General features: G+C 66.2%; 13 protein-coding genes. 7 read left to right on the top strand and 6 right to left on the bottom strand.

Annotated elements, in window-relative coordinates:
* The first annotated feature begins 5 nt into the window (after positions 1-5).
* Complete coding sequence (ftsE, locus tag F3087_RS15585; RefSeq protein WP_150402602.1) at positions 6-695, top strand: cell division ATP-binding protein FtsE; 690 nt, start codon at positions 6-8, stop codon at positions 693-695.
* A complete protein-coding gene (gene ftsX / locus F3087_RS15580; RefSeq protein WP_150402601.1) occupies positions 695-1600 on the top strand; it encodes a permease-like cell division protein FtsX in 906 nt (301 codons plus the stop codon). Before ftsE ends, ftsX begins: the two co-directional genes overlap by 1 nt.
* Before the next feature lie 132 nt (positions 1601-1732).
* Here ftsX and F3087_RS15575 read toward each other — a convergent pair whose 3' ends face one another.
* Positions 1733-2104, bottom strand: a complete 372-nt coding sequence (locus F3087_RS15575; RefSeq protein WP_150402600.1) for a MerR family transcriptional regulator — start codon at positions 2102-2104, stop codon at positions 1733-1735.
* Between the two features lie 59 nt (positions 2105-2163).
* Between F3087_RS15575 and F3087_RS15570 the strand changes: the two genes are divergently transcribed.
* Positions 2164-2925: an alpha/beta fold hydrolase gene (locus F3087_RS15570; protein ID WP_150402599.1), complete on the top strand. Its 762-nt coding sequence runs from the start codon at positions 2164-2166 to the stop codon at positions 2923-2925.
* A 106-nt stretch (positions 2926-3031) separates the two neighbouring features.
* Here the strand turns inward: F3087_RS15570 and F3087_RS15565 are convergent, their stop codons facing one another.
* Positions 3032-4549: an ArnT family glycosyltransferase gene (locus tag F3087_RS15565; RefSeq protein ID WP_150402598.1), complete on the bottom strand. Its 1518-nt coding sequence runs from the start codon at positions 4547-4549 to the stop codon at positions 3032-3034.
* A gap of 130 nt (positions 4550-4679) precedes the next feature.
* On the opposite strand from F3087_RS15565, the gene F3087_RS15560 reads away from it, so the two are divergent.
* The gene (locus tag F3087_RS15560; protein WP_396897553.1) at positions 4680-6074 is read left to right on the top strand and encodes an acyl-CoA dehydrogenase family protein; all 1395 of its coding nucleotides are present in this window, start codon (positions 4680-4682) and stop codon (positions 6072-6074) included.
* Positions 6075-6107: 33 nt separating this feature from the next.
* Complete coding sequence (locus tag F3087_RS15555; RefSeq protein WP_150402596.1) at positions 6108-7337, top strand: acyl-CoA dehydrogenase family protein; 1230 nt, start codon at positions 6108-6110, stop codon at positions 7335-7337.
* Positions 7338-7405: 68 nt separating this feature from the next.
* Here the strand turns inward: F3087_RS15555 and F3087_RS15550 are convergent, their stop codons facing one another.
* Positions 7406-9037 (bottom strand): MFS transporter, encoded by a 1632-nt coding sequence (locus tag F3087_RS15550; RefSeq protein ID WP_223885085.1) that lies wholly within the window; start codon positions 9035-9037, stop codon positions 7406-7408.
* Between the two features lie 95 nt (positions 9038-9132).
* Here F3087_RS15550 and F3087_RS15545 point away from each other — a divergent pair, with 95 nt between their 5' ends.
* Positions 9133-9639 (top strand): MarR family winged helix-turn-helix transcriptional regulator, encoded by a 507-nt coding sequence (locus F3087_RS15545; protein WP_150402595.1) that lies wholly within the window; start codon positions 9133-9135, stop codon positions 9637-9639.
* 30 nt (positions 9640-9669) lie between these two features.
* Positions 9670-9924 (top strand): DUF5713 family protein, encoded by a 255-nt coding sequence (locus tag F3087_RS15540; protein ID WP_223885084.1) that lies wholly within the window; start codon positions 9670-9672, stop codon positions 9922-9924.
* 13 nt (positions 9925-9937) lie between these two features.
* Here the strand turns inward: F3087_RS15540 and F3087_RS15535 are convergent, their stop codons facing one another.
* Genes F3087_RS15535 through F3087_RS15525 form a run of 3 tightly spaced genes read right to left on the bottom strand, consistent with a single transcriptional unit; the run spans position 9938 to position 11324 of the window.
* On the bottom strand, positions 9938-10789 hold the full coding sequence (locus F3087_RS15535; protein WP_150402594.1) for a class I SAM-dependent methyltransferase: 852 nt from the start codon (positions 10787-10789) through the stop codon (positions 9938-9940).
* A gap of 18 nt (positions 10790-10807) precedes the next feature.
* A complete protein-coding gene (locus F3087_RS15530; protein ID WP_150402593.1) occupies positions 10808-11146 on the bottom strand; it encodes a VOC family protein in 339 nt (112 codons plus the stop codon).
* Between the two features lie 25 nt (positions 11147-11171).
* Entirely contained in the window at positions 11172-11324 is a 153-nt protein-coding gene (locus F3087_RS15525) for a ribbon-helix-helix domain-containing protein (protein ID WP_150402592.1), read from the bottom strand.
* Between the last annotated feature and the right edge of the window lie 120 nt (positions 11325-11444).

The following is an 11444-nucleotide window of genomic DNA, read 5'->3' as shown; positions in this document are numbered from 1 at the left end:
TCCCCGTGATCACCATGCGGAACGTCACCAAGTCGTATAAGACCTCGACGCGACCCGCGCTGGACAACATCACCGTCGATGTCGACAAGGGCGAGTTCGTCTTCATCATCGGACCGTCCGGCTCGGGTAAGTCCACCTTCATGCGACTGCTGCTGAAAGAGGAGAGCCCCACCGCGGGGCAGATCCAGGTCGCGGACTTCCGGGTGGACAAGCTGCCCGGCCGGAAGGTGCCGAAGCTGCGTCAGCGGATGGGGTGCGTGTTCCAGGATTTCCGGTTGCTGCAGCAGAAGTCGGTGCACGACAACGTCGCGTTCGCGCTGGAGGTGATCGGCAAGCGACGCCAGTTCATCGACCGCACCGTGCCCGAGGTGCTCGACATGGTGGGCCTCGGCGGCAAGTCCGACCGACTACCGTCCGAGCTCTCCGGTGGTGAACAGCAGCGCGTGGCGATCGCCCGCGCCTTCGTGAACCGGCCGCTGGTGCTGCTGGCCGACGAACCGACCGGCAACCTCGACCCGGATACCAGCGGCGACATCATGATGCTGCTGGAGCGGATCAACCGGATCGGCACCACGGTGCTGATGGCCACCCATGACAACCACATCGTCGACGCGATGCGCAGGCGAGTGATCGAACTCGATCGCGGCCGCCTGGTGCGCGACGAGGCGACCGGTGTCTACGGGGTGGATCGCTGATGCGCGCGAGTTTTCTGTTCAGCGAGGTCTTCGCCGGCCTGCGGCGCAATGTCACGATGACCATCGCGATGATCCTGACCGTCGCGGTCTCGCTCACCATGCTCGGCGGCGGCCTGCTCGCGGTGCGGATCGCGGACAAGACCGAGCAGTACTTCCTGGATCGGCTCGAGGTGCGGCTCTACCTCACCGAGGACGTCTCGGCCAACGATCCGGACTGTTCCGTCGATCCGTGCAAGGCGTTGATGACGGATCTCAAGGCGACCAAGGACGTCGAATCGGTCCAGTACCTCAGCCGCAACGACGCCGTTCGCGAGGCGAAGGAGAAGACGTTCAAGGACCAGCCGGAGCTGGCCAAGTACGTCAGCGAGACGCCGCTGCCCGCGTCGCTGCGGGTGAAGATGAAGAACGCGGAGCTGTATCCGCAGATCTACGAGAAGTTCTATCAGCGGCCCGGCGTCGGCATGGTGCGCAACGACAAGGACATCGTGGACCGGTTGGTCAGCCTGTTCGACGGGTTGCGCAACGCGGCGTTCGGCCTGGCCGTGTTGCAGGCGCTGGCGGCATTGCTGCTGATCGCGAACATGGTGCAGATCGCCGCGTTCACCCGGCGGACCGAGGTCGGCATCATGCGGCTGGTGGGTGCGACGCGGTGGTATACGCAGCTGCCGTTCCTGCTGGAGGCGGTGGTCGCCGCGTTGGCCGGGTCGCTGGTCGCGGTGGTCGGGCTGTTGCTCGCGCGGCCATTGGTGATCGATCGGGCGCTCGGGGATCTGTTCGCCAGCAAGGTTTTTCCGCGGATCACCGGGGACGATATCGCGATGGTCGCGTTGGTGATCGCGCCCGTCGGTATCGTGTTCGCCGCGCTGACCGCGTACGGCACGTTGCGGTATTACGTGCGCGAATAGTGTTGCGGCACTAGTGCGAGCCGGTCCGGAGTTCTGGGCCGGCTCGTTCTGATTGTCGGCCGGTGCGGACAATTCCCGCGCGGTGGACCGGGATTCGAGCGTTGTGCGTCGAAGATTGTCCGGTCAGGCCGGTCACCGCGTGGCCGGCTCCACGTCTCTGATCGAGGCGCGCTGCACGGCGAGCAGTTCGCGCTGGCGCACGAGTGCGGCGATCTTGTCATCCAGTTCGCTCTGCCGGCTCTCGACGACGTCCACGGACTTGTCGCAAGCCTGAATCCATTGGTCGACGTGGCCGATAGCGCAAGGCAGCAAGCTGCGGATGTCTTCGGTCGACAGGCCCGCGGCCAGCATGTCCCGGATGCGGCCCACCCGTTCCGGTGCGTCCTCGGCGTAGAAGCGATAACCGAGCGAATCGCGCTCCGGTTGCAGCAGGCCCTGCTCCTCGTAGTAACGGAGCAGCCGAGTGCTCACCGACGTGCGGCGCGCCAGTTCTCCGATCAACATATGACCTGCCTCACCCTCGCCTTGCCTTCACACTCATGTGAATTCCTAACTTGGCGGACATGACAGCAATTCCCCTGCGGACCACGGTGCACGGCACCGGACCGGGTCTCGTCCTCGCCCACGGCGCGAGCGGCACCATCGAGACCAACTTCGGCGCCCTGATCCCCGCCCTCGCCGCGACGCACACCGTGGTCGCCTCCGACTATCCCGACAACGACCTCGCGCTCACCCTCGACGGTCTGGCCGACGCGCTGGTCGCGGCGGCGATCGAGGCCGGGGTCGAGACCTTCACCGTTCTCGGCTATTCACTCGGCTCGGCGGTCGCGGTGCGCGCCGCGATCCGGCATCCGGAGCGCGTCCGTGGGCTGCTGCTGGCCGCCGGATTCGCCAAGGCGGACAATAAGGCTCGGCTCACGGTACAGAACTGGCAGGCCCTGATCGATCGTGATGACACCGCAGGCTTTGCACGCCTTGGGCTTTCGTTGGCGTTCAGTACCGGCTACCTGAACAGTCTGCCCGCCGAACTGATCGACGAACTCGTCCGCGCCGGTGCGACGTCCATTCCCGGCGGCACGCGGCAGCAGGCCGTCCTGGTCGAAACCGTGGACATCACCGGCGATTTGGACCGCATCACCGTGCCGACGCTGGTCGTCAACGCGACCGACGATCTGCTGATCGACCCGGCGAACTCGCGGTTCCTCGCCGAGTCCATCCCCGGTGCGGAGTACGCCGAGATCTCGGCGGGCCATGTGCTCATGCTCGAACAGCCCGATCAGTGGCGCAAGACCGTCGAAGAATTCCTGGATCGCCACCGGCTCTGATTCGGTGCGGCGTCGAACGGGACATGGCGGTGGCGTTCGCCGAGTGAATCCTCAGTCAGGTCCCGTTCGATGTGCGGTCGGTGGTGGGGCGTCGGGGACTAGTGGATCAGCCCAGGTTCTTGGTCTGTGGCCATAGTTCGGACCAGGGGGCGCGGAGGTTCCGGCAGATGAAGAGGGGTTCGCCCTGTTCGTCGTTGTCGATGTCGCGGGTGTTGTCGATGTGGCCGGCGGGCTGGATGTCGGTGCAGAAACGCGTCAGGTGGTCGCGATCCAGGCCGACCGTCAGCACCTCGGTGGCGGTGTCGCTCGGCGGGCCCCACCACCAGCAGGAGTTGTGGCCGGAGTGGGGTTTCGGCAGGTTGTAGGGTGCGCCGAAGCGTTCGATGGCGCCGGCCTCGCCATAGTTGGCGGTCAGGACGGCGACGTCGGGCCCGAGTCCGGCCCGTACCTGGCCGACTCGGCGGGTGAACTCCGGCCAGCCGATCGTTTCGCCCGCGTCGTAGTTGATCCCGAGGACCGGCGAGTCCTTCAGCATCGAAATGGGCAGTACCGGAAGGAACAGTATCGCCGAGGAGACCACGTTCGCGGCGACCACGAAACTCACTGCCGCCCAACGTATTCGTCGCTGTCCCAGCCATGCCGCGAACGGGACCGCGCCGGCCGCGAGCAGGATCGGATACATCGCGCCCAGGTAGTACGCCTTCCCGCCGGTCGCCAGGAACAGCACGAAGAGCAGGCCGTACGCCGCCGCGAAAGCGCGATAACGCCTGTCCCGGGCGAGCCGCCACAGGCCGAACGCCCACAGCGGCACCAACATTGGTCCGATCAGCCCGAACTGCAAGAGTACGAACATGATCGGCGTATCCGAGGTGCCGGAGGAACCGCCCGCGATCGCGCGGCTCATCTCCCACTGCGGCCACCCGTTGCTCGACTGCCACACCAGATAGGGCAGCCAGATCAGCACCGCGATGCCGATCGCCAGTGGAAAGAACTTCGTGGCGAACAGCTTTCGTGGACCGAACGCCAGCAGCGACGCCAGCAGCGCGAGGACCGGGAAGATCAGCAGCAGCTTGTTCTGCAAGCCGATACCGACCACCAGGCCGATCACCAGCCACCACCGTGGACCGCTGAGCCACAATGCCTTTCGGTGATCGGCCTTGAACTCGTCCGCCTCGGTATGGCTCTCGGCTTCCCCCGGCGGATCGAGCCGCCCGAACTCCCGGATCAGCTTCAGCACCACCAGCGACACCACCGACCACGCGGCCAGATCGAACACCGCCGTGCTCAATAGGTGCCCGACCCCCATGACAAACGCCGCACTCGCCACCGCGCCGGCCGCCAGCGCCTGCGCGCCCCGCCCGCCACCGAACTCCCGCGCCATCAGCCCGGCACCCACCACCACCGACGTGGCCGCGAGCACCGCAGGCAGCCGCAGCAGGAATAACGAATCGGGATAGATCGCAGCCATCGCCTTGGCAATCAGCGGCGTTAGTGGGGGCTGATCCGGGTACCCCCACGAGAGGTGGCGACCGGCCGCCAGAAAGTACAACTCGTCGCGGTGATACCCATAGCGGGGCGCGCAGGCGAACAGGACAACGGCAAAGAGCACCGCGACAATGGGCACCCGCTCAGCCTGGCACAGATACCCGGCGTATGCTGCACCTCGACGCGGTTCTTACTCTGGAGTAAGATAGTCTTACTCAGGAGTAAGATAGCCGGGGCCAAGACCTCACCCCACCCACCCGAGAAAACAGGTGATGATGAGCACTCGAGACAGCGCAACGAAGCGAAGTCCAGACACGTCCGCAGTCGGCCTCAGCCACCCCAAGCGGGACTGGATGGGCGCGGCCATGCGGGTGATGACGACCATTACCGGGTCGGAGCTCGCCGAGAAGTACAACCTGCGCAAGCCGATCGAGCGAGTCACCTACGAAGGCACCAAGACCGGTTTCCGCACGCTCGGCGCCGCCACCCGGGCCTTCGCCAAGGTCACCGGTAACGGTCAGCCGAAGCGGCTCGCGCCGAACGAGGCGAAGACGAAGGACTTCTTCGACCTCACCCCGAGCGACGAGCAGCAGATGATCGTCGAAACGGTGCGCGAGTTCTCCGAGGAGATCCTGCGCCCGGCCGCCTACGACGCCGATGCCGCCGCGAAGGCCCCGCGCGACCTGCTCGAGCGCGCCGCCCAGCTCGGTATCACCCTGATCAACGTCCCCGAGGAGCTCGAGGGCGCGGCGTCCGAGCGCGGTGCGGTCACCAATTCCCTTGTGGCCGAGGCGCTCGCGCACGGCGACATGGGCTTGGCGCTGCCGATCCTCGCGCCGAGCGGGGTCGCGGTCGCGCTGTCGCAGTGGGGCACCGACGCCCAGCAGAAGACCTACCTGCCCGCCTTCACCGGCGAGAACGTCCCGCAGGCCTCCGTGGTGATCAGCGAGCCGCGCGCGCTGTTCGATCCGTTCGCGTTGCAGACCAAGGCCGTTCGCTCGCCGAGCGGCTACCGGATCTCCGGCGTGAAGAGCCTGGTGCCCGCCGCCGCGGATGCCGAGCTGTTCCTCATCGCCGCCGAACTCGACGGCCGCCCTTCGCTTTTCATCGTTCCGTCGGACACCCCCGGCCTGGTGGTGGAGGCCGACCCGAGCATGGGTCTGCGCGCCGCCGGTCTGGGCCGGCTGCTGCTCGACAACGTCGCGGTCGGCACCGAGGCGATCCTCGGCGACGGTGACGCCAAGCAGCGCGCCGAGGACTACGCCGACGCCGTCCGGCTGGCCCGCCTCGGCTGGGCCTCGCTCGCCGTCGGCACCGGTCAGGCCGTGCTGGACTACGTGATTCCGTACGTGAACGAGCGCGAAGCGTTCGGCGAGCCGATCTCGCACCGGCAGGCGGTCGCCTTCATGGTCGCCAACATCGCGATCGAGCTCGACGGCCTGCGGCTGGTCACCCTGCGCGGCGCCTCGCGCGCGGAGCAGGGCCTGTCCTTCGCCCGGGAGGCCTCGCTGGCCCGGAAGCTGGCCACGGACAAGGGAATGCAGATCGGCCTGGACGGCGTGCAGCTGCTCGGCGGCCACGGCTTCACCAAGGAACACCCGGTCGAGCGCTGGTACCGCGACCTGCGGAGCATCGGCGTCGCCGAAGGTGTCGTGCTCATCTAACCGGCCTGTTCCTTACCTTCCAGGAGACTTCCCATGATCAATCTCGAACTCCCCAAGAAGCTGCGGGCCAGCGCCAACCAGGCCCACCAGGTCGCGACCGAGATCTTCCGGCCGATCTCGCGCAAGTACGACCTCGCCGAGCACGAGTACCCGGTCGAGCTGGACACCATGGCCGCCATGGTGGAAGGCCTCGCCGACTCCGGCACCCAGAAGATCGGCGGCGCGGCCGGCGGCCGCGAGGACGACAGCGAGTCGGACGCGCACGCCACCGAGCTGCTCGGAAACAGCAACGGCGGCAACATGTCCGCGCTGCTGAACGCCCTGGAGACGTCCTGGGGCGACGTCGGCCTGATGCTGTCCATCCCCTACCAGGGGCTGGGCAACGCGGCCATCGCGGCCGTCGCCACCGACGAGCAGCTGAAGCGGTTCGGCAAGGTGTGGGCCTCGATGGCGATCACCGAGCCGTCCTTCGGCTCCGACTCCGCCGCCGTCACCACCACCGCCGTGCTGGACGGCGACGAGTGGGTGCTCAACGGCGAGAAGATCTTCGTCACCGCCGGTCAGCGCTCCACCCACATCGTGGTGTGGGCGTCGGTGGACAAGAGCCTCGGCCGCGCGGCGATCAAGTCGTTCGTCGTGCCGCGCGACGCTCCGGGCCTCTCGGTGGCCCGGCTCGAGCACAAGCTCGGCATCAAGGCCTCCGACACCGCCGTGCTGCTGTTGCAGGACTGCCGGATTCCGAAGGACAACATCCTCGGCAGCCCGGAAGTCAACGTGGAGAAGGGTTTTGCCGGGGTCATGCAGACCTTCGACAACACCCGTCCGCTGGTGGCCGCGATGGCGGTCGGCGTGGCCCGCGCCGCGCTCGAGGAACTGCGCGCCATCCTGACCGACGCCGGTGTCGAGATCTCCTACGACACCCCGCCGAACAACCAGCACGCCGCGGCCGCCGAATTCCTGCGCATGGAAGCCGATTACGAGGCCGCCTACCTGCTGTCGCTGCGCGCCGCGTGGATGGCCGACAACAAGAAGCCGAACTCGCTCGAGGCCTCCATGTCCAAGGCGAAGGCCGGTCGCACCGGCACCGACGTCTCGCTCAAGGCCGTCGAACTGGCCGGCGCCATCGGCTACTCGCAGCGCACCCTGCTGGAGAAGTGGGGCCGCGACTCCAAGATCCTCGACATCTTCGAAGGCACCCAGCAGATCCAGCAGCTCATCGTGGCTCGCCGGATCCTCGGCAAGACCAGTGCCGAGCTGAAGTAGCAAGGTCGACAACAGAATCCGGTGTGAGTCTGGTTTGACTCGCACCGGATTTTTGTTTGCGGTTGTGGTCAGACGTGTGCCGGTGGGGCCGTGTGGCTTGGTTCGTCTTCGTGCGCAGTCGATTTCGGGATCAGAGCCGTGGCGAGTAGGCCGAGCAGGACGAATGCCGCCGCGAGGTAGCCGCCGAGCTGGATGCCGTCGGTCATGGCGGTGCGTCCGGCGTCGGCGATCGGCTGTGTCGGCGGCTGGGCGGCGAAGCCTTCGATGGCCGCGCCGGCGCTGTCGGTAATGGCGTGGGCGTACTGCTCGGCTTGGGCCGAGGGCACGCCGTCTGCGGTCAGGTGGTCGGTGACCCGTGAACCGAGTGTGGTGAAGAAGACCGTGGTCAGGATGGCGATGCCGAGCGCGGACCCGAGTTGGCGGAACGCGCTCTGGATGCCCGAGGCCTGGCCGTTGCCGGCTTCCGGGATATCGGCGAGCACGACGTTGGTGACCTGCGCGGTCGCGAAACCTACGCCGACGCCGTACAGGCACAGGACCAGGGCGAGCGACCACCAGGAGCTGTCGGTCGAGGCGAACAGGCCGAGCGCGGCCAGGCCGGCGACTTCCAGGGCCAGCCCCAGCCGAACCAGGTTCAGCGGCGACGCCTGGCTGGCCATGCCGAAGCTGGCGCCGCTGGCGATGAAGCTGCCGATGGCGATGGGCACCAGGGCGAGACCGGATTGCACGGCGCTGTAGCCGAGGGTGAACTGCAACCAGAGCGGCAGCACGGCGACGATGCCGAACTCGCCGAGCCCGATGATCAGGGTGGCGATATTGCCGTTGCGGAACGAGGCCAGCGAGAACAGGCCCAGATCCATCAGTGCCTTGTCCGAGTTACCGGTCCGGCGCAGCTGCGCCTGCCGCCAGAGGAATCCGGTCAGCGCGGCGGCGCTCAGCACGAGCGCGACCACGATCGGTGAAACCCCACTGCCCCAGGTGAATCCGCCGATGTTCAGCGGATAGGTGGTGGTGAGCCAACCGTAGGTGCGGCCCTCGACCAACCCGAAGGCCAGCAGGCCCAAGCCGAGCACCGACAGCAGGGATCCGAGGACATCCAGTCGTCCGGGCACGCGGGATGACGGCGCGACGCAGGTCAGCACACCGACCACGATCAGCACCGCCAACGGCACGTTGATGCCGAAAGCCCAACGCCACGAGACCTGTTCGGCCAGCCAGCCGCCCAGCAGCGGGCCGAGCGCGGCGGCGGCGCCGATGGTCGAGCCCCAGATCGCGAAGGCCTGACCGCGCGCCTTGCCGGTGAAGTTGGCGTTGAGCAGGGCGAGCGAGGTCGGCAGGATCATGGCGGCCCCGGCGCCCTGCAGGAATCGGGCGACGACGAGCAGCCCACCGCCGGGCGCGAGCCCCGCCAGGATGCTGGTCGCGCCGAAGACGACGACGCCGGCGACGAATACTCGCCGAGCGCCCAGGATGTCGGCGATCCGCCCGACCACCAGCAGCAGCGCCGCGAACACGATCGCGTAGGACTCCTGAATCCATTGCGCCTCAGTCGAACCCGTGTGCAAGCCCTCGATGATCGACGGGATGATCACGTTCACGATCGTGGTGTCGACCACGATCAGCGCCACACCCAGGGCAATGGCGATCAAGCCGAGCCAGCTACGGGCGGGTGTCGTCTCGTCCATTACTCCTACTTCCATGATGGAATGATTCCATGGTGAAAGTAACTAGGATCGAGTAGGTTGTCAAACGGTGTCGCGGGGACTCGCTCCGGCATGAGGAAGGCGGGCAGACGATGGACCACCCGGTGGCCCGGGCGCAGCAGGAACTGGTGATCGAGGGACTGCATGCCTACGGCGCGAACTTTCGGGAGTTCAGCCGCCGATTCGCGGCGTGGCTGGGGCTGCATTCCACCGACGCCGAGGCCCTGCTGGAAATCCTGGCCGCCGAGGAACGCGGCGCGGCGCTGTCTCCCGCCCGCCTCAGCGAGCGGATCGCGCTGTCCCAGCCCGCGACCACGGCGCTGCTGAACCGGCTGGAACAGGTCGGCTACGTCCTGCGCACGCGCGACAACAGCGACCGCCGCATCGTGACGCTGCGCAGCAGCGCCGAAGTACAGCAACTCGCCGACGAATTCTTCCGCCCGCTCGGCGAGCAGGTCACCGCCGTCATGGCCCGGCACTCCCCCGAGCAGCTACAGCAATTCGAGAAGTTCCTGACCGAACTGACGGCCGCGATGAACCGCCAGCTCGCCGAGCCGGTCAACGCTCCACTGCCACAACGGAATCTGCGCAACGACTGACACCACCTTCCCAGCGTCGCCTCCGCTACAGTGACGCAAAGTCAGTTCGGTGAAAGGAAAAGTGTCGGTGTCGATCACGAATCAGCCGATCTGACCGCACTGGACGAACACACCCAGCGTGCGACGGAGGAGTTCAACGCGCTGGAGGAGGAGTTCGACGCCGCGGGCAGCGAGATCGAAACCGTAGCGCGCGAAGTGATCTGTGAGGAGTTCTGCTTCGTGGCCGACGCATACGGGTTCGCGGATGCGGATCGCGAAGAATTGACCGCTACTCGCGAGTGGTAACGGTCGGCTTCGATCAGGTGGTAGCGACCAAGAAGTCTTCGCCGCTCGAGGGGTGGAGACCGTCGGTTCGGTTCGCGAAGTAGCGCTCGGCTAGGGCGTTTCCTGAAACATGTTGTGTGTCAGGGAAACCGGCTTCCTCGGCGACGGCCAGCATTTCCTGTGGGGTGTAGAAGCTGACGAAGGGCGTGCCGGCCGCACGGGCGCCCTTTTCCGACGTTCGGAGTCCGGCGCGGTCCGCGCCGGCGAGGTGGTCTGGCGGGAGCAGGAAGGTCATCGCCAGCGTTGAACCGGGGGCGAGCTGAGCGAGTCGGCGCAGGTTGGCCGCGTTGGTTTCTTTGGTGAGGTACATGGTTACGCCGGTGGAGGCCACGACCGCGGGGCGGGCCGGATCGAAACCGGCCGAGATCAGTTGCTCCCACCAGGATTCGCTGGCCTCGAAATCGACTGGTACCAAACGCAACCAGTCGGGGATGCCGTAGCCGAGGTCGATCAGACGTTGCCGCTTCCAGGCTTGGGTGGCGGGTTGTTCGATCTCGAAAATTGTTATTCGTGCAGCGATGTCAGGTCTGCGCTGGGCGAAGGTGTCCAAACCCGCACCCAGGATGACGTATTGGGTGATGCCGTGGTCTGTCTGCTCGGCAACCAGGTCCTCGACGAATCTGGCTCGGGACACCATCGATGCCCGAAACCTACTGGTGCCAACAGAATCCATGTCCGGTCGGCCGCGCCAGCCATCGGCGGGAGCGACTAGTTGAAGGCCGATTTCGTCCGTTAGTACGTGTGGCGCCGGGTCGACCTGGACATGCATCGCCCGCCACAAGGCGACTCGCACCGCAGTATTGTCCGGCACCTGCTCATCTGCCATGAGCTGTTCTCCTTACGATTACTTCTCGGCCTGCACACTCCAGAGCCGCCCGTCCGGATCACGGACGGTCATTTCCTTTGTCCCGTAATGGGTTTCCTCGAGTGGTGTCACCACCTCGACGATCGGGTCGGCCGCGATCGCATCCGTATCGGTCGCTTTCAGCACGAGTTGCATCCCGGGTGTCTTGTTCTTGGGGACCTCGGCGATGAATACATAAGGGCCGTCACCGTTTCGGAGCTGACCGGAGCCGTGGTCGGTCGCGAAGTCCAATTCATAGCCCAAGGCCTGGAAGAACTTCGCCGCCTTGCCCCAGTTGTGCGTCTCCAGGAACACGGCCTCAATGCCATTGGTCGTCATCAGGATTCCTTGTCTGTCGAGTCCGTCATTGCTCGTCGGCGTCGTCGAGGTAAGCGCGCAGCGCCGCGGCGACCAGCGCCGACAGCGAGAGCCCCGACTCGATGGAGCGGTGCTTGACCTGCTTGATCAGCCCGATCGGCAGGTACACGTTGAACTGCTTGATCTCCTCATCGCCCACGCTAGAATGCTAGCATCCTAGAAAGCTAAGCGCTACGGCTCGTTCTCGCCGGGGGCGACACCAGCACAGGACGCCTTGAACTACCTGCACACAGGCGGGGAGGCTTGGTAAGATCGGATC

The organism is Nocardia colli (assembly GCF_008704205.1).
GTDB lineage: Bacteria > Actinomycetota > Actinomycetes > Mycobacteriales > Mycobacteriaceae > Nocardia > Nocardia colli.
This window is presented reverse-complemented; position numbering and strand designations above follow the sequence as displayed.